We start from the raw sequence: 24300 nt of genomic DNA, 5'->3' as shown, positions 1-24300 counted from the left end.
CCGTGCGACGGTAGCCGGCGCCGGGGGGTATTTGACGGCGGGGCGCGCCCTCACTACCTGTGCCCCTCATGACCTGTGCGCTACGCTCCCGGCGGAGCGGCGCCGCCGGAGGCTCTGTTGTCCCTCGTCACCACCATCCGCAAGTCGCTGGTCCCCGTTCACCCGGAGGGCTACCCCTTCATCGCCTTCGCGGCGGTGATCGCGCTCGTCCTGCTCGCCTTCTCCACCTTCTTCGGCATGATCGCGGTGGGCCTTGCCATCTGGACCGCGCTGTTCTTCCGCGATCCGCCGCGGGTGACGCCGGTGCGCGAAGGGCTGGTGGTGGCGCCGGCCGACGGGCGCATCTCGCAGATCGGCCTTGCCGTGCCGCCGCGGGAGCTGGACCTGTCCGACACGCCGCTCCTGCGCGTGTCCATCTTCATGAACGTGTTCAACGTGCACGTGAACCGGGCGCCGGTGACCGGGCGCATCGAGCGCGTCGCCTACAAGCCCGGCATCTTCCTGAATGCCGACCTCGACAAGGCGAGCGAGGACAACGAGCGCAACGGCATGGTGCTGGCAACGCCGTTCGGCCGCATCGGCTGCGTGCAGATTGCCGGCCTCATCGCCCGGCGCATCGTCTCGTTCGTGCGGGAAGGCGAATCCATCGGCGCCGGCGAGCGCTTCGGCCTCATCCGCTTCGGCTCGCGGGTGGATGTCTACCTGCCGGTGGGCACGCGGGTTCACGTGGCCGAAGGCCAGCTCACGGTGGCCGGGGAAACGGTGCTGTGCGATTTCGCGGCCGCGCCCCCGCGCGACACCGCATACCGGGTGAGCTGATGGAAACCCCGTTTCCGCCCTTCGATCCAGAGGGCCGGCCGCGCCCGCGCTTCGGCCGCTTCGGCCGGGTGCCGGTGCGGGTGCTGCTGCCCAATCTGGTGACGCTGCTGGCCCTGTGCTCGGGCCTCACGGCCGTGCGCCTGGCCATCGAGGAGCGCATCGAGCTGGCGCTGGCCGCCATCGTTTTCGCCGCCCTGCTGGATGGCATCGACGGGCGGCTCGCCCGGGCGCTGAAGGGCACCTCGCGCTTCGGCGCCGAGCTGGACAGCCTGGCGGACTTCGTGAATTTCGGCTGCGTGCCGGCGCTCATGCTCTATTTCTGGGGGCTGAACGAGGCCGGCTCGTTCGGCTGGATCGCCGCGCTCACCTATGCCATCTGCGCCGCCCTGCGCCTCGCCCGCTTCAATGTGATGCTGGACGACCCGGACAAGCCGCCCTTCGCCGGCGACTTCTTCACCGGCATTCCGGCCCCGGCGGGGGCCATCACCGTGCTGCTGCCGGTCTATCTGGAGCTGATCGGCGTGCCCCACGGCGGCGTGAGCGCGCCGCTGGCGCTGATCTACACCGTGGCCATCGCCTTCCTGATGATCTCCACCGTCCCCGCCTGGTCCGGCAAGACGCTGGGGCGCCGGGTGCGCCGCGACATGGTGCTGCCCCTGTTCGTGCTGGTGGCCCTCTTCTTCGCGCTGCTGGCGAGCTATCCGTGGATCGTGCTCACCGTCTGCTCGGTGCTCTATCTCGCGCTGCTGCCGGTCTCGACCCTGCGCCACCGCCGGCTGATGGCGGCGTTCCGGGCGGAGCATCCGGCAGCGGAAGGGGCGGGCCCGCGCCCGTCCTGAAGCCGCCGGCCCGCGGCGCCCGTTTCGAGCGCCCATTCCGGATGGCCAATCTGGCCGCCACCGTTTGCGGCAGTAATGCATACAATAGTCACATATCAGCCTATTTTTTAGGCTCATGACCGTGTGACGCGGGCGTGGCCGCGGGCCGAAATAGCTAATAACTATTTGAAATAAAACATATTTAAACTTTTTGTATGCAATTGGCACATGGCTTGAATAAGGGGAGGGGACAATCACCCATGGGGATGCCTCCCGATGAACCGCCGTGAATTCATGAAGTCCGCGTCCGCCACCGCCGTTGCCTCCGGCGCCGGCGTCGCAGCTCCCGCCGTCTTCTCCTCGGCGCAGGCGCAGGCGCGCAACGAGACCTTGCTCATCGTCTCGGAGAGCGGCCCCAACAATCTCGACATCCATGGCGTCGGCACCAACGTGCCCGGCTATGAGGCGAACTGGAACTGCTACGACCGCCTCATCACCCACGAGATGACCGAGAAGGACGGGGTGCGCTACTACGACCGCGACAAGCTCAAGGGCGAGCTGGCCGAGGACATGAACATCTCCGACATGTCGGTGACCTTCAAGCTGAAGAAGAATGCCACCTTCCAGGACGGCTCCCCGGTCACCGCCAAGGATGTGAAGTGGTCGCTGGACCGCGCCGTCTCGGTGGGCGGCTTCCCCACCTTCCAGATGAAGGCCGGCTCGCTGGAGAAGCCGGAGCAGTTCGTGGTGGTGGACGACCACACGGTGCGCGTGGACTTCCTGCGCAAGGACCGCCTCACCATCCCCGACCTTGCGGTGATCGTGCCGTGCGTCATCAATTCCGGCCTGGTGCAGAAGAACGCCACCGAGAAGGACCCCTGGGGCCTCGAATACACCAAGCAGAACACGGTGGGCTCCGGCGCCTATCGCGTCACCAAGTGGACCCCCGGCACGGAAGTGATCTTCGAGCGCTTCGACGACTGGAAGGGCGGCCCGCTGCCCAAGATCAAGCGCGTCATCTGGCGCATGGTGCCGTCCGCCGGCAACCGCCGGGCGCTGCTGGAGCGCGGCGATGCGGACATCTCCTACGACCTGCCCAGCAAGGACTTCATGGAGATGAAGCAGGCGGGCAAGCTCACCATCACGTCCGTGCCCTATTCCAACGGCGTGCAATACATCGGCATGAACGTGAAGAACCCGCCCTTCGACAATGTGAAGGTGCGCCAGGCCATCGCCTATGCCATCCCCTACCAGAAGATCATGGACGCCGCCTTGTACGGCCTGGCCAAGCCCATGTTCGGCGCCCCGGCGGATGCGCCCACCCAGGTGGCCTGGCCGCAGCCCACAAAATTCACCACCGACCTTGCCAAGGCCAAGCAGCTCCTCGCCGAGGCGGGCTACCCCAACGGGCTTGAGACCACCCTTTCGTTCGACCTGGGCTTTGCCGGCGTCAACGAGCCCATCTGCGTGCTGCTGCAGGAGAACCTGGCCCAGCTCGGCATCAAGACCACCATCAACAAGATCCCCGGCGCCAACTGGCGCACGGAACTGACGAAGAAGGTGCTGCCGCTCTACACCAATGTGTTTTCGGGCTGGCTGGACTACCCCGAATACTTCTTCTTCTGGTGTTACCACGGCAACAATTCTATCTTCAACACCATGAGCTACCAGTCGCAGGCGATGGACGCCTTCATCGACGCGGCCCGCGCCTCGGCCGCCAATGGCGACAGGACGGCGTATGATGCCAATGTGAAGGGCATGGTGGACCTCGCCTTCGCCGACGTGCCGCGCATCCCGCTCTACCAGCCCTATGTGAACGTCGCGATGCAGAAGAACGTCACCGGCTACGAATACTGGTTCCACCGCCGGCTCGACTATCGCGCCTTCCAGAAGGGCTGAGGCGCGCCTTCCGGCACAGCCGGGGGCGGTCCGCCGCCCTGCGGCCCCGCCGCGGGCGAAGGCGGGATTACTGCGGGTGCGGCGGCAGCCAGTCCACGGCGCCGCCGGCCCCGTCGCATCAAGGGATTGCACCATGCTGAAGCTTATAGGCAGCCGTCTCGCCACCGCCGTGCCGAGCCTCATCGGTGTGGTGATCGTCACCTTCCTGCTCACCCGCGTGCTGCCGGGCGATACGGCGGCCTATTTCGCCGGCCCGGCCGCGACGCCGGAGGCCATCGCCGAAATCCGCACCAAGCTCGGCCTCGACAAGTCGCTGCCCGCGCAGTTCGTGGATTATGTTTCGGCGCTGGCGGCGGGAGACTTCGGCACCTCCTTGTCCACCGGCCAGCCGGTGGCCGCGGAGATCGCCGCGCGGCTTCCCGCCTCCGCGGAACTGACGCTGGCGGGGCTCATCCTCGCCCTCGCCATCGCCGTTCCCTTCGGCATCATGGCGGCGGTGAAGCAGGGCTCGTGGGTGGATCACGCCTGCCGGCTCATCACCACGGCGGGCGTCTCCCTGCCGGTGTTCTTCACCGGCCTGCTGCTGGTCTATGTGTTCTACTTCAAGCTGGGCTGGGCGCCGGCCCCGCTGGGCCGGCTCGACGTCTACTTCTCGGCGCCGGAGACGGTGACCGGCTTCTATCTCATCGACAGCCTGATCGCCCGCGACCTTGAAACCTTCCGGGCGGCGCTGGCGCAGCTGGCAGTGCCGGCCATCACCCTCGCCATCTTCGCCTTGGCGCCCATCGCGCGCATGACGCGGGCCTCCATGCTGGCGGTGCTCTCCTCCGAATTCGTGCGCACGGCGCGCGCGGCGGGGCTCACCGACTATACGGTGATCATCACCTATGCCTTCCGAAACGCCATGCTGCCGGTGGTGACCACGCTGGGCATGGTCTTCTCCTTCCTTTTGGGCGCCAACGTGCTGGTGGAGAAGGTGTTCGCCTGGCCGGGCATCGGCTCCTATGCGGTCGAGGCGCTGATCACGTCCGACTTTGCGCCGGTGCAGGGCTTCGTGCTCGCCATGGCGGTGCTTTACGTGGTCCTCAATCTCCTCATCGACATCGCCTACGGCATCATCGACCCCCGCGCGCGGAGCGAAGCATGACCCTCGCCACGGCCGAAACCCACGCCCCCCGGGGCCTCGCCGCGACGCTGGCGCATGCGCGCTACGTCATCTCCGACAATCCGGTCACCGGTATCGCCTTCGGCATGTTCCTGGTGCTGGTGGTGTGCGCCACCATCGGGCCGTTCATCGTGCCCTACGACCCTTTGGCCAGCGACACCGCGGCCGCGCTGCAGGCGCCCTCGGCCGCCCACTGGTTCGGCACCGACAATCTGGGGCGGGACATCTTCTCCCGCGTCGTCGTCGCCACACGGCTGGACATGGCCATTGCCGTCTTCTCGGTGGCGCTGGTGTTCGCCGCGGGCGGCATCGCCGGCATCGCCTCCGGCTTCTTCGGGGGGTGGACCGACCGCATCATCGGCCGCATCTCCGACACCATCATGGCCTTTCCGCTGTTCGTGCTGGCCATGGGCATCGTGGCGGCGCTGGGCAATACGGTGACCAATATCGTCATCGCCACCGCCATCATCAATTTTCCGCTCTATGTGCGGGTGGCCAAGGCGGAAGCCGCCATCCGCCGCAATGCCGGCTATGTGCAGGCGGCGCGCCTCACCGGCAATTCGGAGTGGCGCATCCTGCTCACGACCATCTTGCCCAACATCATGCCCATCATGATGGTGCAGATGTCGCTCACCATGGGCTACGCCATCCTGAATGCGGCGGGCCTCTCCTTCATCGGCCTCGGCGTGCGCCCGCCCACCCCGGAATGGGGAATCATGGTGGCGGAAGGCGCCGGCTACATCGTGTCGGGCGAATGGTGGATCGCTTTGTTCCCCGGCCTTGCCCTCATGTTCGCGGTGTTCTGCTTCAACCTCCTGGGCGACGGTCTGCGCGACATCGTCGATCCCCAGCGTCGCACCTGATGGAGACGCACATGCACGGCGTCGTGGACGTGAAGGCCGAGGCGGCCGGCTCCGAGGCCCCCAGCGGGCCGCTGCTGGAGGTGCGGGACCTCACCGTGGAATTCCTCACCCGCCGCGGCGTGGTCACCGCGGTCAGCCAGGTGAACCTCACCCTCAACAAGGGCGAGACGCTGGGCATCGTCGGCGAGAGCGGCTCGGGCAAGTCGGTGACCTCCTATACGGTCATGCGCATCCTCGACCGGGCGGGGCGCATCGCCGACGGCTCCATCACCTTCTCCGGCATCGACGTGGCGCACGCGCCCGAAAGCACCATGCGCGACCTGCGCGGGCGCGAGATGTCCATGATCTTCCAGAATCCGCGCGCCGCGCTGAACCCGATCCGCAAGGTGGGCGCGCAGATCGGCGACGTGCTGCTGCAGCACGTGCAGGCCGATGCCCGCAACGTGAAGGAGAAGGTCATCGACATCCTCCGCCAGGTGCGCATCGCCCGGCCGGAGGAGCGCTATCACGCCTATCCGTTCGAATTGTCGGGCGGCATGTGCCAGCGCATCGTCATCGCCCTGGCGCTGGCGTGCCGGCCGCAATTGATGATCGCCGACGAGCCCACCACCGGCCTGGACGTGACCACCCAGAAGGCGGTGATGGACCTTGTGACCGAGCTGACGCGCGAGCGCGGCATGTCCACCATCCTCATCACCCACGACCTGGGCCTTGCCGCCGCTTATTGCGACACGGTGATGGTGATGGAGAAGGGCAAGGTGGTGGAAACCGCCCCCGCCGAGCGCATCTTCCGCGACCCCCAGCACCCCTATACCCGCAAGCTGATGCGGGCGACGCCGCGCCCGGGCATCACGCTGAAGGATCTGCTGCCGGAGGAGCCGGCGGAGAACCCTCTCCCGCCTGAAGCCGGAAACATCCGGCTTCAGCACTTGGGAACCGAACTCGGCAACAGCCGAGTTCAGGCGGGGGAGGGCAGGGTGGGGGCAGATGCCTCCTGTCCGGCCGTGGTTGCAGGTGAAGGCGCCAGCCCCCTCCCCAGCCCTCCCCCGCAAGCGGGAGAGGGAGTAGCGCTGCTCAAGGTCGAAAATCTCCTCAAGGAATATCCGCGCCAGGGCGCGCCCTCGGCCTTCCTCGCCGGCCTTCTGGGCAAGAAGGCGCCGGCGGAGGACGCCATCTTCCGCGCCGTGGACGGCATCTCCTTCGAGGTGCGCAAGGGCGAGAGCGTGGGGCTGGTGGGGGAGAGCGGCTGCGGCAAGTCCACCACCTCCACCATGGTGATGCGCCTCATCGACCCGACTGCCGGCCGCATTTCATTTGCCGGCGAAGATATTGGCGATGTGCCGGCTAAAGACTTCGCCCATCATCCCATGCGCCGGCGCATCCAGATGGTGTTCCAGGACCCCACGGAGAGCCTGAACCCCCGCTACACCGCCGCCCGTGCCATCGCCGATCCGCTCCTGCGCATGGCCGGCATGTCCGGCGGAGCGGCCCTCGATGCCAAGGTGGCGGAGCTGGCCGACATGGTGGGGCTGCCGCAGGGCCTGCTGGAGCGCTTCCCGCACCAGCTTTCCGGCGGCCAGAAGGCCCGCGTGGGCATCGCCCGCGCCATCGCCCTGGAGCCGGACCTGGTGATTCTCGACGAGCCGACGGCGGCCCTCGACGTGTCGGTGCAGGCGGTGGTGCTGAACCTTCTGGAGGCGCTGAAGCTGCGCCTGGGCATGAGCTATCTCTTCGTCTCCCACGACCTGCACGTGGTGGGCCTGCTGTGCGACCGGGTGATCGTCATGCGGCAGGGGCGCATCGTGGAGGAGGGCGCCTCCCGCGCGGTGCTGGAAGCGCCGCAGGACGCCTATACCCGCGAGCTCATCTCCGCCATTCCCCATCCCCCCGTCTGAGGCGCCCATGGCCGAGGAAACCGCACTCCCATCCGTGCCCGACGCGGCGCTCGAAGCCCTGCTGGACGGGGCACTGGCCGCCCATGGCATCGCCCCCGAGCCCGCATGGCGCGCCGAGGCGCTGGTCAATCTGCGCACCATCGCCGATGCCGCAACCCTGGTGCGCAGCCTGGACCTCGGGGATGCCGCCGAGCCGGCCCCCGTCTACCATCCGTGAGGTCCGAATGAATGCGCCCCTCGCCCCGGCGGATGCCGATGGCCTCGCCACCGCCACCGCCATGGAGATCGCCGCGGCCGTGGCCGGCGGCGCGGTCACCGCCCGCGCCGTGACCGAGGCCACCCTGGCCCGCATCGCCGCCGTGGACGGCGCCGTCAACGCCTTCACCGACGTGACCGCCGCCCGCGCCCGCGCCCGGGCCGACGCCATCGACGCCCGCCGTGCCGCCGGTGCTCCGCTGGGGCCGCTGGCGGGGGCGCCGTTCGCGGTGAAGAATCTGTTCGACGTGGCGGGCCTGCCCACCCGCGCCGGCTCGAAGATCAACCGCGACCTGTCGCCGGCCGCCGGTGACGCCATGCTGGTGGCGCAGCTGGAGGCGGCGGACGCGGTGCTGGTGGGTGCCCTCAACATGGGCGAATATGCCTACGACTTCACCGGAGAGAACGTGCATGACGGGCCCTCGCGCAATCCGCGCGACCTCGGCCACATGTCGGGCGGCTCCTCCGGCGGGTCGGGGGCGGCGGTGGCGGCGGGGCTGGTGCCGGTGGCGCTGGGCTCGGACACCAACGGCTCCATCCGCGTGCCCTCGGCCCTGTGCGGCACCTTCGGCCTGAAGCCCACCTATGGCCGGCTGGGGCGCGGCGGCAGCTTTCCCTTCGTCACCGCCCTCGACCATCTCGGCCCGCTGGCGCGCTCCACCGCCGACCTCGCCGCCTTCTACGACGCCATGCAGGGCGCCGATGCGCGCGACCCGGGCCAGACCGAGCGCCCCTTCGAGCCGGTTTGCGGGCTGCTGGGACAGGGGGCGGAGGGGCTGCGGGTGGCGGTGGCCGGCGGCTATTTCCGCAACCGCGCGCTGCCGGAGGCCTTCGCCGCCGTGGACGCCTGCGCCGACGCCCTCGGCACCAGCCTGCGGGTGGATGTGCCCGACGCGGCCCGCGCCCGCGCCGCCGCCTTCGTCATCACCGCGGCCGAGGGCGCGAGCCTGCACGCCCGCCGCCTCGCCGCCCGGGCGCAGGATTTCGACCCGGCGGTGCGCGACCGCCTGCTCGCCGGCCTCGCCATTCCCGCCGCGTGGGTGGATGCGGCGCAGCGCTTCCGCCGCCATTTCCGCACGCAGATGCTGCGCCTGTTCGAGACCTGCGACGTGCTGCTCGCCCCCGCCACACCCTGCCGCGCGCCGAAGCTGGGGCAGAAGACCTTCGTGCTGGATGGGCAGGAGATGCCGGCCCGGCCCAATATCGGCCTCTTCACCCAGCCCATATCCTTCATCGGCCTGCCGGTGGCCGCGGTGCCGGTGTTCGTGGCGGCGGGGGCGGCGCCGCACCTGCCCCTGGGCGTGCAGGTGATCGCCCCGCCCTGGCGGGAGGACCTGGCGCTGCGCGTGGCCGCGGCGCTGGAGCGCGCCGGCGTCGCTCGGGCGCCGGTGGCGGAACACTGAGGGGAGGCATGATGGACATCGACATTGCGCAGGTGAAGGCCGAGGTGGAGGAGGCCTTCGCCCGCTACGAAGCCGCGCTGGTGGGCAACGACGTGGCAACCCTGGAGGCCCTGTTCCGCGATGACCCGCGTACCATCCGCTTCGGCGGCGGCGAGAATCTCTACGGCATGGACGCCATCCGCGCCTTTCGCCGGGCGCGTGCGCCCGTGGGGCTGGAGCGCACCCTCGCGCAAACCGTCATCACCACCTATGGTCGCGACTTCGCGGTGGCCTCCACCTTGTTCACCCGCGCGTCCGCGCCGGGGCAGGTGGGCCGGCAGCAGCAGAGCTGGGTGCGTTTTCCCGATGGCTGGCGGGTGGTCGCAGCCCATGTTTCGATGATTCCGCAGGGCGGCTGACCGCGCTTCCGGTTTCCACCGGATTTCGCGCCGCCCCCGAATCCGGCTAGATTTCTAAAGTCATGACCCTGCTTACGCCGCCCCCTCTCAAGTCTGCTGAACCCGCCCCGCGCAGCCGCAGGCGCCGGGGTGCCGGCCGCCCCGTGACCCGGACCGAGGAATTGCGGCTGCAGATTGCCGACGACATCGTTCGCGGCCGCCTCGCCCCCGGAACGGCGCTGGAAGAGGTGGAAATCGCCCGCCGCTACGGCGTGTCGCGCACTCCGGTGCGCGAGGCGCTGCGCGATCTGGCGGGCTCGGGCCTGGTGGAGGCGCGGCCCCATCGCAGCGCGCTGGTGGCGCAGCCCTCGCTGGAGCGGCTGCGCGGCATGTTCGATGTGATGGCGGAGCTGGAAGCCCTGTGCGCCGGCCTGTGCGCGGTGCACATGACGGCGCCGGAGCGGGCCGCGCTGGAATCCATCCACGGCGAATTGGCCGACCTGACCCGCCGCGGCGACGAGAGCGGCTACACCGTGCTCAACGAGCGGTTCCACACCAGCCTTTATGCCGGCAGCCACAACGATTATCTCACCGAGCTGACGCTGGCCACCCGCGCCCGCCTGCAGCCGTTCCGCCGGGCACAGTTCCGCACCCTGGGCCGTCTGGCCTTGTCCTACCAGGAGCACGACCGGGTGGTGACCGCCATCCTGCGCGGCGACAAGGCGGAGGCGGCGGCGGCCATGCGCGCCCACATCCTCACCGTCGAGGACGCCTACGAGCGCTACGCCGAGAGCGTGTGAGCCGGCGCATCCGTCCGGCCCAGCCCGGAAGACCGGAGCCGATGCCCCGATGGCGGCTCCGCGCTCACTGCGCGGCGTCGGCGTCGGTGAGGTTGTCGAGCCCCTGCACGATATGCTGCGCCAAGGCGTCGGCGAGGGCGGACGGCTCGTGGCGGTTGCGCAGGAGGCCGATGTCGCAGGGCGGAAGCGGCGGGTAGCCGTCCGCCGTCCCCAGCACCCGCATGCCGGTGCGCAAGGCCGATTCCGGCAGGACGGAAACCGCAAGGCCCGCCAGCACGGCGGCGGCGACCGCGCCCGCATTGGGGCTCGCATAAAGCACCCGATGCCCGCGCCCCGCCCCGGCAAGGCGCGAGACGGCGAGGTCGCGCCATTGGCAGGTGGGCCGTCCCAGCGCCAGCGGCACCGGCGTTTCCAGATGCACCGCATGGCGGGCGGAGGAGACCCAGAGCAGGCGCTCGCGGCGGATGACGTGGGCGTTGCGGGCGGTGATCTCGGTGGCGGTGATGATGGCAAGGTCGATGCTGCCGCCGGCAATGTGCTGCACCAGCTCGCTCGACGGCTCGCAGATGACGCTGAGCTCCACTGACGGATGGGTGCGGGAAAAGCGCGCCATGATGTCCGGCAGGTAGCGGTCGGCGTAATCGTCCGGCACGCCGAGGCAGACCCGCCCGGACAGCGCCGCATCGGCAAAGCTCGACACCGCCTCCAGGTTCAATTTGACGATGCGGCGGGCGAAATCCAGAAGCCGCTCGCCATCCTCGGTGAGTCGGGAGGCGCGTCCGTCGCGCACGAACACCGGCCGCCCCACGCGCTCCTCCAGGCGCTTCATCTGCATGGAGACCGCCGATTGGGTCTTGTGCACCACCTCCGCCGCGCGGGTGAAGCTGCCCGTTTCGGCGATGGCGACGAAGGTGCGCAACTGGTCCGGGTCCAGCATGGCTGTCATGCAAACGCCTTCCCGCACATTTTGCGCCGTTTTGGCCCTGGGGGCGGCGGCGCGTGCAAGCTGTTGTAACTCAATGAAAGATCCGCCTCCAGCCAGCTTTGGCGCGGCCGGATGGCGCTCTCATTCATCAAACGGAATGATACGAGAGATGAAAAACATTCGCTAGCGTGATTTATCCCGCACCGCCACAAAGGGTCACGCCGAAGCGACGAGACGCGAAACCGGGTGGCCTGAGCAGCCGCCGGGGGCCCAGAAAGGAGGCCTGCGGAACGCGCAAGCGGCGATGGAGATGAAGATGAGCGTTCACGGAGAAACCCGAAGTGTCGTCTTTGCCCCGGTGGGCGAGATGCTGGCCGCCTGCTGCCTTGCCCTCGTGGCCGTGGCGGTCCATGGCGCAAAGGCCGCGGGCGCCGTGGGCCGCGCCATCGAGCGACGCCGCGTGCTCGCCGAGCTTGCCGGCCTTGATGATCATATGCTGCGGGACATCGGCGTCACGCGCGCGGATTTGCGCGATGCGGCGGCCACGCCGTTCCCCGCCGATCCCACCCGCCTCCTGGTGCTGCGCACCATCGAGCGGCGCACCGCCACCCGCCTCGCCGGCCGCAGCCGCGGCGCATAGAGCCCGATCTGGCCGGGTCAGATCCTTCGCTATCCAACAGGATAGAGCGTGATCCGGCGGAAGTGCCCCTCGTTTCCGCCGTGACTCGACCCGCGCCGTCCGCAACCGGCGCGGGTCGCTTTCTGTCTGCGGCCCGGGCCGCCGGAAGACGGGGCGCAGCGGGCCCGCTACTTGGTGTCCTGCCGGCCCGGAGGGCCGCCGGCGGAAGGCTTGCCCGCGGGGGTCCGGCCGGGCTGGCGCGCATCGGGCTGCGCCTTCACCAGGCGTGGCTTTTCCGGCGGCAGGGTTTCCGCCTCCTGCACGGACTGGCTGGAGGAGGGGGACATCATGTCCATCCAGAATTCCGGCACCCCATAGGCCTGCCGGCTGCCGTCGCTGCCGGGCACCGCGGGCGGGAAGCCCTGGGCGAAGAGCTGGGCGAAGAAGCGCTGGAACGGCATCAGCGGCGGCGGCGGCGGCTCCGGCGGCGGCGCGGCGCGCGGGGGAATGCCGGCCTGCGTCATGGTGTTGGCCATGGCGTTCACCACGTCCTGCCAGGAATTGGCCGGCGGGCGCTGCGGCGCGGGGGCGGGGGCCGCGCGCTGGTACATCATCTGCGCGAAGGCATCGGCCCAGGGATTGCCGCTGGAATAGGCGCGCGGCGCGGTTTCCGCCGCGGTGCTGGTGAAGGCGAGGAAGGCGTCGATCCAGGGATTGCCGCTGGAAATGGGGGCGATGCGGTGCTCGGTCTGGCCCGGCATGCGGCTGAGCATGGCGGCCATCATCTGCTGCAGGGCGCCGGAGGCGGCCAGGGACTTGGCAAGCCCGCCCACCACCAGGGTGGCGTAGCTGGGCATCATCTGCCGCACGATGGCGACGCCGAGGCCGGTGGTTGCCGCCACCTGTGTCGCCACGGCCTTCGACACCTCGTTGGAGCCGAACACGGTGTCCAGCGCCTCGCCGCCGGCCCGGGTCAGCTCCGCCGGCGGAGCGGGCTGGGAATAGAAGGCCCCGTAGGGACCGCTGCTCATGAGGGCCATCAGCGAGGCGAGCGCCTCGGGAGACTGGGTGGCGTGCTTGAACGCCTCGGCGAAGGCCGGCATCACCGCCTCGGTCACGGCCTGGGCCTGCTGCCCGGACAAGCCGTAGACGCGGGCGAGATTTTCGAGGGCCTGCCCACCCTGGGCCGCCCTCAGCATCTCCACGAACTGATCCATCCCTGCGTACTCCACCGCAGCCGGGTCGATCAGATGTTCAATCTGGCCGGCGCTTCCGTCGCGAAGATTCGTGCGGTCCCCGAGGTGCGAGGGCAGACCCCTCCTCAAGGATTGGAACGACATTACGCCATCGGGGTTGCGAAATCACGAAATGGATGCGCGCTTTGCGCTCCTTGCCCCCGGTGGCTGGATCGCGCGCGCTTTCCAGGCGGGAGCCCGCGCCGGCGCGGCCGGTCGACGCGCGCTCTGGCGCCGCCAATCCATCTCTATTCAATAGATTGGAGGCCGGTTCACCGCTCCCGCGGAGCGGTGCGCCCTAGTGGATCAAGGCGTTGTGGTTCGACCTGGTCGCGACAGATGGGGGCCATCTGTCGCGGTCGAACCACTAGCCGGAGAATTCGGTCTCGTGGGAGAGGATGTCCTGCGCCTCGGGATTGAGCGGGCGCGCGGGCTTTTCCGGCTGGATGAGGGGTTCGGGCTCCACCTTGCGGCCGCGGAACATGTCGGCCTCGGCGAAGATGCCTTCCTCCATCTGGCGTTCGAGCCGGGCGCGGTCGCGCCGGCGCACGTCGGCCACCCGGGCGGTGGCGAGATCGGCTGCCACGCCCAGCGCCTCCAGAGTGCGCCCGCCGAAGGAGAGGGCCGATTCGAGGGTCTCGCGCAGCTCGTAGTCCACGCCCAGCCGCATGAGCTCCATGGAGTGGACGCGATCGAAGCTGCGCACGAACAGGCGGGCCCGGGGCATGGAGGCGCGCACGATCTCGACGATGCGGTTGGCATCCTCCTTGTCGTCCACGCACACGCAGATGACCTCCACCGTCTCGGCGCCGGCCGCCCGCAGCACGTCCAGCCGGGTGCCGTCGCCATAATAGATGTGGACCCCGAACCGCCCGGCGCTCTGGATCATCTCCACGTCGTTGTCGATGATGGTCACGCTCACGTCCTGGGCCAGCAGGCACTGGGACACGATCTGCCCGAAGCGGCCGAAGCCGATCACCAGCACCGAGCCGTCGGCGTCGGTGAAGTCGTCCGCCGGCGGCTCCTCCTTGGGCGGGGCGAGGCGGGGCATGATGCGGGCGAGGCCGGCGAACAGCAGCGGGCCGAGAATCATGGTGAGGGCGGCAAGGGCGATCAGCAGGTCCGCCTGCTCCGGCCGCAGGATGCCGGTGTCGAGGCCGAGGGGGAACAGGACGAAGGCGAACTCGCCCGCCGACAGCAGCACCACCGCCGAGCGCAGGGCGTTTTCCACCGAGATGTTGTCGGCGCGGAACACCAGATAGGCCACCACGCCCTTCACCACCGCCACCGCCACCACCCCGGCGAGCAGGCGGGGAATGTGGGCCAGCACCACATCGATGTTGAGCGACATGCCGATGCTCATGAAGAACACGGCGAGCAGCAGGCCGCGGAAGGCGTCCACATTGGCTTCCAGCTCGTGGCGGAAGGTGCTTTCCGAAAGCAGCAGCCCGGCCAGGAAGGCGCCGAGGGCGGCGGACATGCCCGCCGCCTCCATCAGGCCCGCCGCGCCCAGCACCACCATCAGCGCCGCAGCCGTCATCGCCTCCCGCGCGCCGGAGCGGGCGAGGACGCGGAACAAAGGATTGAGCAGGTAGCGCCCCGACACCACGATGATGGCGATGGCCGCCACCGCCAGCAGGGCCTGGAGCAGGGTGGCCTTGGGGTCGCGCGCCAGTTCCGCCTCCCCGCCGGGGGCCAGCAGCGGCACCAGCGCCAAAAGGGGCACCACCGCAATGTCCTGGAACAGGAGAATGGAGAAGGCGCGCTGGCCGTAGGGGCTCGACAGCTCGCCGCGCTCGCCCAGCAGCTGCAGGGCAATGGCGGTGCCCGAGACCGAAAGGGCAAGCCCGCTCACCACCGCCGCCGCCACGCCGAAGCCGAGGCCGAAATAGGCCAGGAGCGCGAAGGCGAGGGCGGTCAGCATCAGCTGCGCGGTGCCGAGCCCGAAGATGTAATGGCCCATGGACAGGAGGTGGGACGGCTTCAGCTCCAGCCCGATGAGGAAGAGCAGCATGACCACGCCCAGCTCGGCGACGGTGGAGACCACCGCGGGGTCGGCCACGTTGAAGCCCACCGGGCCAATGGCGATGCCCACCAGAAGGTAGCCGACCACAGGGGAGAAGCCGAGCCGCTTGGCCACCGGCACCGAGATGACGGCGGCGCACAGGAAGGCGAGCGCCGCTCCGAACAAGGCGTGTTCTTCCCCGTGCATCCCGCCTCTCCCTGCCCCATCCTGCGCAATCCCTGGCCGCAGGACGACGCGCTCCCTGCGGCGTATCCGGCTACGCCCTGGCCTTGTGCGTACCAAGCATGTCGAAACCGTGCCCGCCCCCAGGCACGGATGCGGCCCTTCCGCGGGCGCCTCAGCGCAGCGAATCGAAGCCGGGACCGAAGCCGTTGAGGCTGAGCGGCACGCCGATGCCCTCTTCTTCCGTCTCGAAGAAGATGAACAGGGCGCTCTTGCCGTTCTTCAGCTTGGAGATCATCTGCTCCGTCAGCTCGCCCTCGGCGATGCAGCCGTTGGGCAGGCAGCGCACGAAGGGGGCGGGGCCGATCACGTCCTGCTCGTCGATGACGAGGCGCAGGCCCTTGGGCAGGATCACCCCCAGCGGGGCCAGCACGCGCAGCAGGCGGCTCTTGTTGTCCGCCGTCTTCAGCACGATGACGGTGAGCCCCACGTTGGGCCGGTCCTCGGCGCGCACCGACTGCAGCAGCACGCATTGTTCGGCCTGGGCGCCGGGCGGGGTATCGCAGCGGATCTGCCATTCCCCGTGCACCGATTTGACCACCCCCTGCGCGGCGGCGGGCAGCGCGGCGGACAGCGCCAGGGCGGCGGCGAAGAGGCCGGCGGCGGCAAGGCCGGCGAGGCCTGCGGCCCGGCGCCGGACGAGGTCCGCCGTCGTCCGGCGAAACAGGGGCAGGCGGCGAGCAGGGAACGACACGGCCATCGGCAACTCCGGCATCCACCCGGCGGCGCGGGCGGCTTCTGCCTTATCTGATTTTCTGAACCAGAGCCTTAATGCCCAAGGCTTCCTGTCAACAATGGGGCGATGCGCCCCCACAATCGGGGAAAGCCGATGATGCCGTGAAATCCCACCGGCCCGGGAGTGGGTGCCGGCCGGGGGAATCGGCGTCCGCCAGGGTGGGGCAGCAGGGGCTTTCCTGCGCCCGCGGAGGGGCGCGCGGCCGGCCCGGGGCCCCGCCGTTGGCGCGGTATTTTGTCATCCTGCCGTTGCGGTATTTAACCTGGAGGGAGCCCCGCAGGCGGCTGCGCGCGCCGCCGAAAGCCAAGGCTTCACGCGGAGTTTGCGCGACCCGCCGCCCCGGGCGGAAAACAGGGGCGTTTGGCATCCGACTTAATGTCGCATCGGGGGCAAACCTTGGGCGATTGCAAGGCGCAGCCAATTGTGTTTGATGAATTCTAGGGAGAGTGGCTGTCCGAAAACGGCGCAAAAGCCGGCCGGTCGCGCATGGAGAATGCGTTCGCCGCCGGGGGCGCCCGCGGGCATGCCGGCCGGCAAGAATATTCGGCGATAGATCGGCCGGATCAGGGAGAGTCGAAGACGATGAATTCGCTCATTCGCACCGCTGCCCTCGCCATGGGCACCTTCGCAGCTGCGGTGTTCGCGAGCGCGGCCGCCCACGCCGAGATGGGCCAGCCGTCGCCGTGGCAGATCAACCTCCAGGCCGCGGCCACGCCGGTCATGGAGAAGATCCATGGTTTCAACTCCCTGCTGCTCTGGATCATCACGCTCATCGTGCTGTTCGTGCTGGTGCTGCTCGTGGTGGTGGTGGTGCGCTTCAACGAGCGCTCCAACCCGGTGCCGTCGAAGACCAGCCACAACACCATGATCGAGGTGGCGTGGACGGTGTTGCCGGTGATGATCCTGGTGCTCATCGCCATTCCCTCGTTCCGGCTTCTGCACCTGGAGCTGAACATCCCCAAGCCGGACCTGACGGTGAAGGTGACGGGGCACCAGTGGTACTGGTCCTATGAATACCCGGACAATGGCGGCTTCGGCTTCGATTCCTACATGGTCCCGGAAAAGGACCTGAAGGCCGGCCAGCCGCGCCTCCTCGCCGTGGACAATGAGGTGGTGGTTCCGGTCAACAAGAACATCCGCATCCAGGTGACCGCTGCGGACGTGATCCACTCCTTCGCCATGCCGTCCTTCGGCGTGAAGATCGACGCGCTTCCCGGCCGCCTCAACGAGAGCTGGTTCAAGGTGGAGCGCGAGGGCGTCTATTACGGCCAGTGCTCGGAACTGTGCGGCCGCGACCATGCCTTCATGCCCATCGCCGTGCGGGCGGTGAGCGAGAAGGACTTCGAGGCATGGCTGGCCCAGGCCAAGGCCAAGTTCGCCAGCGCGGCGGATGCCGCCGGCAAGCTGGCGGAGGCGGCGCCGGCGCGCTGAGGCGCGGCCCGGCAGCGGCGGACGAGGGAGGAGCTGGCCGGACGAACGACCGGGCAGCAAGAAACAAACGTTGGATGCGGTGGGCGGGAGCGGCGCCCTCGCCGGAAGACAAGGATAACGGGCATGGCCAGCCAGGCACTTCCCCACGGCGACGTTCATGACGACGCGCACGACGACCACATCCCCACGGGATGGCGGCGGTGGGTTTTTTCGACCAACCACAAGGACATCGGCGTGATGTACCTGATCTTCGCCATCGTGGCGGGGATCGTGGGCGGCATCCTGTCCATCGGCATCCGCATGGAGCTGCAGGAGCCGGGGATGCAGATCTTCTCCGATCCGCAGACCTTCAACGTCTTCACCACCGGCCACGGCCTCATCATGATCTTCTTCATGGTGATGCCCGCGCTTATCGGCGGCTATGGCAATTATTTCGCCCCGCTGATGATCGGCGCGCCGGACACGGCCTTCCCGCGCATCAACAACATCGCCTTCTGGCTGCTGCCCCCGGCCTTCATCCTGGCGCTGTCGTCCCTGTTCGTGGAGGGCGCGGCGGGCTCCAACGGCTTCGGCGGCGGCTGGACCATCTATCCGCCCCTGTCGTCCAAGCTCGGCCACCCCGGCCCGGCCATGGACCTTCTGATCTTCTCCCTGCACATCGCCGGCGCGTCGTCGCTGCTGGGCGCCATCAACCTCATCACCACCATCTTCAACATGCGCGCGCCGGGCATGACGCTGCACAAGATGCCGCTGTTCGCCTGGTCGCAGCTCATCACCGGCTTCCTGCTGCTGTTGTCGCTGCCGGTGCTTGCCGGCGCCATCACCATGCTGCTGACGGACCGCAACTTCGGCACCACCTTCTTCGACCCGGCGGGCGGCGGTGATCCGATCCTGTTCCAGCACCTGTTCTGGTTCTTCGGTCATCCTGAGGTGTACATCCTCATCCTGCCCGGGTTCGGCCTCATCTCCCACATCGTCTCCACCTTCGCCCGCAAGCCGGTGTTCGGCTATCTCGGCATGGCCTATGCCATGGTGGCCATCGGCGTGGTGGGCTTCGTGGTGTGGGCGCACCACATGTACACGGTGGGCCTTTCCACCGGCACGCAGTCCTATTTCGTGGCCGCCACCATGATCATCGCGGTGCCCACGGGCGTGAAGATCTTCTCCTGGATCGCCACCATGTGGGGCGGCTCCATCCAGTTCCGCGCGCCCATGCTGTGGGCCATCGGCTTCATCTTCCTGTTCACCGTGGGCGGCGTGACCGGCGTGGTGCTGTCCAACGCGGGCATCGACCGCTCGCTCCACGACACCTATTACGTGGTGGCCCACTTCCATTACGTGCTGTCGCTGGGCGCCGTGTTCGCCATCTTCGCCGGCTGGTACTACTGGTTCCCGAAGATGTTCGGCTACATGATCCCGGAATTCTGGGGCAAGCTGCACTTCTGGGTCACCTTCATCGGCGTGAACCTGGTGTTCTTCCCGCAGCACTTCCTGGGCCTCGCCGGCATGCCGCGCCGCTATGCGGACTACCCGGATGCCTTCGCCGGCTGGAACTTCGTGTCGTCCATCGGCTCCTACATCTCCGGCGTCGCCGTGCTGATCTTCCTCACCGGAACCGCCATCGCCTTCATCCGCAAGGAGAAGGCGGCGGACAATCCGTGGGGCGAGGGCGCCACCACCCTGGAATGGACCCTCTCCTCGCCGCCGCCCTACCACCAGTTCGAGGTGCTGCCGCGGATCAAGTGAGGCTGTCCCTGCCCCGTCCGGGGCCGGGCTCGGTCCACGTAACGACCCGGGAGCCGCGGTGATCCGCGGTTCCCCCGGTGCCCCGCCCGCTGGCCGGGCGGGCATGGAATGCGCCCCACCGGGGCAAAGACAACAACAACGCCCCATCGGGCGACGGGATGAAACGGCTCTCGCGGCCATGGGCCGAAGCGAGCAGGGACCCCCGGAACCGGGCGCCTCCATGGGGGGGCGCTGTTCGGGTGACGGTTTGCGGCGATGACCCCGGAAGGGCGGCGCCGGCTCCAGGCAACGGGACGAACGGTCGCTGGCGGCGGTTCCTTCCTCTCCCCGGGACCGGACCGCCAATGAACCCGGCGGCATTGGCGCGAAGCCGGCGCCGGGCAGCCAGGGCCGGAGCCGCAGGGGAAACGGAGCAGTGGAATGCGTGACGAGCGGGCCAGCCTGACGACTTCCGAGCCTTCCGCCTTCGCGGTGGTGGCCGGGGAGGGGCTTGCCTCGCCCCGCGACTATTTCGAGCTGCTCAAGCCGCGCGTCATGTCGCTGGTGGTGTTCACCGCCGTGGTGGGTCTGGTGCGCGCGCCGGGGGATGTCCACCCCATCATCGCCTTCACCGCCCTGCTGTGCATCGCCGTGGGCGCGGGCGCGGCGGGGGCCCTCAACATGTGGTGGGATGCGGACATCGACGCCGTGATGTCGCGCACCCGCGGCCGGCCGGTGCCCTCGGGCCGCGTCAGCGCGCAGGAGGCGCTCGCCTTCGGCCTCACCCTTTCCGCCTTCTCCGTGGTGGTTCTGGGCCTTTTGGTGAATGCCCTTGCGGGGGCGCTGCTGGCCTTCACCATCTTCTTCTACGTGGTGATCTACACCATGTGGCTGAAGCGCTCGACGCCGCAGAACATCGTCATCGGCGGGGCGGCCGGCGCCTTTCCGCCGCTGGTGGCGTGGGCCGCCGCCGCGGGCTCGGTGTCGCTGGAGCCGCTGCTGCTGGTGGCCATCATCTTCTTCTGGACGCCGCCGCATTTCTGGGCGCTCGCCCTGTATCGCGCGGATGATTATGCGCGGGCCGGCGTGCCCATGCTGCCGGTCACCGCCGGCCCGGACGAAACCCGGCTGCAGATCCTCCTCTACACCCTTTTCCTCGTGCCGCTGGCGGCCAGCCCCGCCTTTCTCGGCTATGCCGGCTTCGCTTATGGCGCGGTGGCGCTGGGGGCGGGCGCGGGGATGATCCATTTCGCGCTGCGGGTCTTCCGGCAGCGCGAGGGCGAGGCGGCGGTGAAGGCGGCGAAGGCGCTGTTCGGCTTCTCCATCCTTTATCTGTTCGCCTTGTTTGCAACGCTCCTCGGTGAGGCGCTGGTTGGTGGCCTGATGCGATGAGCGACACGGGAAAGAAGACGCCGCCTCCGCAGGAGGATGGCGTGGTGCTGACGCCGGAGCAGATCCGGCGCCGGCGTGCACGCAACATCGCCATCGCGTCCGTGCTCGGATTCCTGGCGCTGCTGTTCTACGTTGTGACCATAGTGAAACTTGGTCCGAATGTTCTGAATCGGCCGCTCTAGTGGATCAACCGAAACGGATGGTACCCATCCGTTTCGAAACGTTGATCCACCAGATCAAGGCGTTGTGGTTCGACCTGCTGGCGACAGAGGGGTTCCATCTGTCGCGGTCGAGCCACTGGGGTCCTTGGTCGCGCCCGGTGCGCGCGGCGCTGGGGCAGGCGGAATTCAGGCAGGCGGACCACAGACAGGCGGACCACAGGCAGGCAGTACACGGGCGGGGCGAGGGGGCGGAACGAGGTCGAACCCATGGGCAGCGCAAGCGGGCATAAGGCGAGGGAAGACAAGCGCACGGCCGGGCGCCGCCATGGCGTGGTCGCGGCCGCATGCGTCGCCTTCATCGCCACCATGGCCGCGGTCACCTATGCCTCGGTGCCGCTCTACGCCATGTTCTGTTCCCTCACCGGCTTCGGCGGCTCCACCCGCGTGGGCGAGGCGGCCCCGGCGGTTCCGCTGGACCGGGAGATCACCATCCGCTTCGATGCCAATGTGGCGCCGGGCCTGCCCTGGGCCTTCGCCCCGGTGGCGCGGGAAATCACCGTGAAGGTGGGGGCCACCAGCCTCGCCCATTACACCGCCACCAACCGCGCGGCGCAGGTCACCCGCGCCAACGCCACCTACAATGTCTCGCCGCCCCAGGCGGGGGCCTATTTCGTGAAGCTGCAATGCTTCTGCTTCGAGGAGCAGACCCTGGCGGCCAACGAGCGGATGGAGATGCCGGTGGTCTTCTATGTGGACCCCGCCATTGCGGACGATCCCGACCTGAAGACGCTCGGCACCATCACCTTGTCCTACACCTTCTTCCCCGCGCGCACGGCGGAGAAGCCGGTGGCGCGGGCCGCCGGTGCGGAGGGGTCCGGCAAGCCCCTGTGAGCGGGTCCCCGCGAGGGGTTCCAAGGGCGCGGAAAGAGTTTTCGGGCGGCCGGCAGCCGCCCCATTGAACCGGGTCGCCGGCCCCCTCAGGGCCGGGGAACCAGACGAGAACCCGAGGGAAGGGAGGCCGTTCGCGATGGCCGAGGCACACGTCAAGAAGCACGATTACCACGTCGTCGATCCGAGCCCCTGGCCGATCATCGGCGCCGTCTCCGCGCTGATCCTCACCGCCGGCGCGGTGGTGTGGATGCATGGCGGCACCGCGCTGGCCATGATCGCCGGCTTCCTGGGCGTGCTCTACACCATGTTCGGCTGGTGGCGGGACATGGTTCATGAGAGCCGCGCCGGCTTCCACACCCGCGTGGTGGTGATCGGCCTGCGCTACGGCATGATCCTGTTCATCGCCTCCGAGGTGATGTTCTTCGTGGCCTGGTTCTGGGCCTTCTTCGATGCCTCGCTGTTCGCCGGCGAGGCCATCAATTTCCAGCGGCTGGAATTCACCGGCGGCGTGTGGCCGCCGAAAGGCATCGAGAGTCTCGATCCCTGGCACCTGCCGCTGCTCAACACCCTGATCCTCCTGACCTCCGGCACCACGGTCACCTGGGCGCACCACGCTTTGGTGCACAATGACCGCGAAGGGCTGAAGTGGGGCCTGTGGTGCACCGTGGCGCTGGGCGTGCTGTTCTCCTTCGTGCAGGGCTATGAATATCTGCACGCCCATTTTGCCTTCTCCGGCAACATCTATGGCGCCACCTTCTTCATGGCCACCGGCTTCCACGGCTTCCATGTGATGGTCGGCACCATCTTCCTCACGGTGTGCCTCATCCGCGCCTATGCCGGCGATTTCACCCCGCAGAAGCATTTCGGCTTCGAGGCGGCGGCCTGGTACTGGCACTTCGTGGACGTGGTGTGGCTGTTCCTGTTCACCTTCATCTATGTGTGGGGTGCGGGCTCCAGCGGCGGGCACTAGAGCACGCGCCGATCAGCTTGCATCGCAAGCTGATCGGATAACGCGTTCTCTATCCTTAAGTTGGAGGGCGGATCGCGCTCTAGAGCACGCGCCGGTCAGCCTGCATCGCAAGCGGACCGGCAAGACGCTCTCCATCACGCATGTGAAGCGTGGTCCGGCCCGGCGGGGCCGGATCGCGTGTCGTCCGGCCGGCAGGTCCGGGCGGGTTGGCCTGGTGCCGCGGGGTGCCGGGTCCGAAGATGGGCGAGCAGGCGCGGCGACGGCTGGGCGCCTGCCGCAAGCCCCCGCGGGCGCGGCCGTCGCGCCGGGGGCGCGGGCGAAAGGAGCCTGAAGATGTCCCTGGAACCCTATCGCGCCCCGGTCTCTCCCCTTGCGGCCGGCCTCGCCTGCCGCTGTCCGCGCTGCGGCAAGGGCCCCCTGTTCAAGGGCTTCCTCGATCTGGCGCCCTCCTGCTCCGCCTGCGGCCAGGATTACGGCTTTGCCGATTCGGGGGACGGGCCGGCGGTGTTCGTCATCCTGCTGGGCGGCTTCATCGTGGTGGCGCTGGCCTTCTGGGTGGAAGTGACGTTCGAGCCGCCTCTCTGGCTCCATGCCCTGCTGTGGATTCCCGCCATCCTGGTGGTCACCCTCGGGCTGCTGCGTCCGTTCAAGTCGCTGATGGTGGCGCTGCAATATCGCAACAAGGCCGCCGAAGGGCGGCTCGATCCCCCCGCGCCGTGATGCCTGATTTGCGACCCGCCGCGGCGGGGGGCGGGGGGCGCCGCGGCCTCCTATGGCCGGCGCTGGTGGCGCTGGCCGCCTTCGCGGTGCTGGTGGGCCTCGGCACCTGGCAGTTGCAGCGCCGGGCCTGGAAGGACGCCCTGCTGCAGCGGGTGGAGGCGCGCATCCACGCCCCGCCGGCGCCTTTGCCGCCCCCCGCCGCCTTCGCCGGCCTGACCCGCGAGGCCGACGAATATCGCCGGGTCGCCGTGCGCGGCACCTTCGATCATGGCCGCGAGGCGCTGGTGTTCACCGTGCGCGGCACGGATGCGCCGGGCCCGCTGAAGGGGCAGGGCTTCCTGGTGGTGACGCCGCTGATGCGGGCCGATGGGCCGCCCGTTCTGGTCAATCGCGGCTTCGTACCCCTGGACCGGCGCGATCCCGCCACCCGTGCCGCCGGCCAGGTTGCGGGGGAGGTGGAGGTGACCGGCCTTCTGCGCCTGCCGGAGGAGGCGAGCTGGTTCGTCCCCGCCAACGATGCCGCGCGCCGCGCCTTCTATCGCATGGACCCGGCCGAGATCGCCGCCGCAGTCGGGCTTGCGGGGGCCGCCCCGTTCCTGGTGGATGCGGATGCGGCGCCGGTGCCCGGCGGCCTGCCCGAGGGCGGGGGAACCCGTATCGCCTTTCCCAACCGGCACCTGGAATATGCCCTTACCTGGTATGGCCTTGCCGGCGCGCTGGCGGGGGTGTGCGCCGCGCTGCTCTGGTCGCGCCGCCGCCGCCGGGCGGCCTGAGCCGCGCCCGGCGGCGTTGCGGTTTTGCCACGGGACCGGCAGATCGTCCCCAAGCCCTTGACGGGAAAAGCCGTTAACCCTCTCTTGTGATGTCCGTGGATGGCGCGCGGCGAGCTGCGCTGCCTTCGGAAATTGCAAACGGCTCGGGCTGAGGATGGCCGAGGGTTCAGTCAGAGGTCT

General features: G+C 68.8%; 23 protein-coding genes. 19 read left to right on the top strand and 4 right to left on the bottom strand.

The annotated features are described in order from the left end of the window. Nucleotides 1-117: 117 nt before the first annotated feature. The 10 genes from ACI7BZ_RS16770 (at nucleotide 118) to ACI7BZ_RS16725 (ending at nucleotide 10294) form a co-directional block, all read left to right on the top strand. The gene (locus tag ACI7BZ_RS16770; protein WP_414118296.1) at nucleotides 118-819 is read left to right on the top strand and encodes a phosphatidylserine decarboxylase; all 702 of its coding nucleotides are present in this window, start codon (nucleotides 118-120) and stop codon (nucleotides 817-819) included. Continuing rightward, nucleotides 819-1658 (top strand): CDP-diacylglycerol--serine O-phosphatidyltransferase, encoded by an 840-nt coding sequence (gene pssA / locus ACI7BZ_RS16765; RefSeq protein ID WP_414118295.1) that lies wholly within the window; start codon nucleotides 819-821, stop codon nucleotides 1656-1658. Before ACI7BZ_RS16770 ends, pssA begins: the two co-directional genes overlap by 1 nt. 255 nt (nucleotides 1659-1913) lie before the next feature. After that, nucleotides 1914-3536, top strand: a complete 1623-nt coding sequence (locus ACI7BZ_RS16760) for an ABC transporter substrate-binding protein (protein ID WP_414118294.1) — start codon at nucleotides 1914-1916, stop codon at nucleotides 3534-3536. A 133-nt stretch (nucleotides 3537-3669) separates the two neighbouring features. Next, complete coding sequence (locus ACI7BZ_RS16755; RefSeq protein WP_414118293.1) at nucleotides 3670-4683, top strand: ABC transporter permease; 1014 nt, start codon at nucleotides 3670-3672, stop codon at nucleotides 4681-4683. Then, nucleotides 4680-5564 (top strand): ABC transporter permease, encoded by an 885-nt coding sequence (locus tag ACI7BZ_RS16750; protein ID WP_414118292.1) that lies wholly within the window; start codon nucleotides 4680-4682, stop codon nucleotides 5562-5564. Before ACI7BZ_RS16755 ends, ACI7BZ_RS16750 begins: the two co-directional genes overlap by 4 nt. Before the next feature lie 11 nt (nucleotides 5565-5575). After that, nucleotides 5576-7459: a dipeptide ABC transporter ATP-binding protein gene (locus ACI7BZ_RS16745; RefSeq protein ID WP_414118291.1), complete on the top strand. Its 1884-nt coding sequence runs from the start codon at nucleotides 5576-5578 to the stop codon at nucleotides 7457-7459. Nucleotides 7460-7466: 7 nt separating this feature from the next. Further along, the gene (locus ACI7BZ_RS16740) at nucleotides 7467-7676 is read left to right on the top strand and encodes an AtzG-like protein (protein ID WP_414118290.1); all 210 of its coding nucleotides are present in this window, start codon (nucleotides 7467-7469) and stop codon (nucleotides 7674-7676) included. A gap of 7 nt (nucleotides 7677-7683) precedes the next feature. Further along, complete coding sequence (locus ACI7BZ_RS16735; RefSeq protein WP_414118289.1) at nucleotides 7684-9117, top strand: AtzE family amidohydrolase; 1434 nt, start codon at nucleotides 7684-7686, stop codon at nucleotides 9115-9117. A gap of 11 nt (nucleotides 9118-9128) precedes the next feature. Next, on the top strand, nucleotides 9129-9515 hold the full coding sequence (gene hpxZ / locus ACI7BZ_RS16730) for an oxalurate catabolism protein HpxZ (RefSeq protein WP_414119191.1): 387 nt from the start codon (nucleotides 9129-9131) through the stop codon (nucleotides 9513-9515). Nucleotides 9516-9577: 62 nt separating this feature from the next. Continuing rightward, a complete protein-coding gene (locus tag ACI7BZ_RS16725) occupies nucleotides 9578-10294 on the top strand; it encodes a GntR family transcriptional regulator (protein WP_414118288.1) in 717 nt (238 codons plus the stop codon). A gap of 64 nt (nucleotides 10295-10358) precedes the next feature. Here the strand turns inward: ACI7BZ_RS16725 and ACI7BZ_RS16720 are convergent, their stop codons facing one another. Next, nucleotides 10359-11240, bottom strand: a complete 882-nt coding sequence (locus ACI7BZ_RS16720; protein ID WP_414118287.1) for a LysR substrate-binding domain-containing protein — start codon at nucleotides 11238-11240, stop codon at nucleotides 10359-10361. Nucleotides 11241-11535: 295 nt separating this feature from the next. On the opposite strand from ACI7BZ_RS16720, the gene ACI7BZ_RS16715 reads away from it, so the two are divergent. Further along, nucleotides 11536-11859: a DUF1127 domain-containing protein gene (locus ACI7BZ_RS16715; protein ID WP_414118286.1), complete on the top strand. Its 324-nt coding sequence runs from the start codon at nucleotides 11536-11538 to the stop codon at nucleotides 11857-11859. A gap of 167 nt (nucleotides 11860-12026) precedes the next feature. On the opposite strand, the gene ACI7BZ_RS16710 is transcribed toward ACI7BZ_RS16715, so the two are convergent. From ACI7BZ_RS16710 to ACI7BZ_RS16700, 3 genes are all read right to left on the bottom strand, one after another. Continuing rightward, nucleotides 12027-13055, bottom strand: coding sequence for a DUF937 domain-containing protein (locus tag ACI7BZ_RS16710; RefSeq protein ID WP_414118285.1), 1029 nt, complete (start codon nucleotides 13053-13055; stop codon nucleotides 12027-12029). Between the two features lie 385 nt (nucleotides 13056-13440). Beyond that, nucleotides 13441-15285: a monovalent cation:proton antiporter-2 (CPA2) family protein gene (locus ACI7BZ_RS16705; protein WP_414118284.1), complete on the bottom strand. Its 1845-nt coding sequence runs from the start codon at nucleotides 15283-15285 to the stop codon at nucleotides 13441-13443. 151 nt (nucleotides 15286-15436) lie between these two features. Beyond that, nucleotides 15437-16021 carry an invasion associated locus B family protein gene (locus ACI7BZ_RS16700; protein ID WP_414118283.1) on the bottom strand — a complete coding sequence of 195 codons (585 nt, stop codon included), beginning with the start codon at nucleotides 16019-16021 and terminating at the stop codon, nucleotides 15437-15439. A 618-nt stretch (nucleotides 16022-16639) separates the two neighbouring features. Here ACI7BZ_RS16700 and coxB point away from each other — a divergent pair. The 8 genes from coxB to ACI7BZ_RS16660 all read left to right on the top strand — a co-directional run bounded on the left by coxB (nucleotide 16640) and on the right by ACI7BZ_RS16660 (nucleotide 24120). After that, nucleotides 16640-17488: a cytochrome c oxidase subunit II gene (coxB, locus tag ACI7BZ_RS16695; protein WP_414118282.1), complete on the top strand. Its 849-nt coding sequence runs from the start codon at nucleotides 16640-16642 to the stop codon at nucleotides 17486-17488. A gap of 123 nt (nucleotides 17489-17611) precedes the next feature. Next, on the top strand, nucleotides 17612-19234 hold the full coding sequence (gene ctaD / locus ACI7BZ_RS16690) for a cytochrome c oxidase subunit I (RefSeq protein ID WP_414118281.1): 1623 nt from the start codon (nucleotides 17612-17614) through the stop codon (nucleotides 19232-19234). 420 nt (nucleotides 19235-19654) lie between these two features. Next, nucleotides 19655-20605 (top strand): heme o synthase, encoded by a 951-nt coding sequence (locus ACI7BZ_RS16685; RefSeq protein ID WP_414118280.1) that lies wholly within the window; start codon nucleotides 19655-19657, stop codon nucleotides 20603-20605. Further along, nucleotides 20602-20787 carry a cytochrome c oxidase system small membrane protein gene (locus ACI7BZ_RS16680; RefSeq protein WP_414118279.1) on the top strand — a complete coding sequence of 62 codons (186 nt, stop codon included), beginning with the start codon at nucleotides 20602-20604 and terminating at the stop codon, nucleotides 20785-20787. Before ACI7BZ_RS16685 ends, ACI7BZ_RS16680 begins: the two co-directional genes overlap by 4 nt. Before the next feature lie 246 nt (nucleotides 20788-21033). Continuing rightward, entirely contained in the window at nucleotides 21034-21657 is a 624-nt protein-coding gene (locus ACI7BZ_RS16675; protein WP_414118278.1) for a cytochrome c oxidase assembly protein, read from the top strand. A gap of 136 nt (nucleotides 21658-21793) precedes the next feature. Then, entirely contained in the window at nucleotides 21794-22627 is an 834-nt protein-coding gene (locus ACI7BZ_RS16670; RefSeq protein WP_414118277.1) for a cytochrome c oxidase subunit 3, read from the top strand. 333 nt (nucleotides 22628-22960) lie between these two features. Next, a complete protein-coding gene (locus ACI7BZ_RS16665; RefSeq protein ID WP_414118276.1) occupies nucleotides 22961-23347 on the top strand; it encodes a DUF983 domain-containing protein in 387 nt (128 codons plus the stop codon). Beyond that, entirely contained in the window at nucleotides 23347-24120 is a 774-nt protein-coding gene (locus tag ACI7BZ_RS16660; protein WP_414118275.1) for an SURF1 family protein, read from the top strand. The genes ACI7BZ_RS16665 and ACI7BZ_RS16660 overlap by 1 nt, the downstream gene beginning before the upstream one ends. The last annotated feature ends 180 nt before the right edge of the window (nucleotides 24121-24300 follow it).

This window comes from Xanthobacter sp. AM11, from assembly GCF_047444035.1.
In the GTDB taxonomy this organism is placed as follows: Bacteria; Pseudomonadota; Alphaproteobacteria; order Rhizobiales; family Xanthobacteraceae; genus Xanthobacter.
The sequence above is the reverse complement of the archived record's forward strand: the minus strand, read 5'-3'. Positions and strand labels throughout refer to the sequence as shown.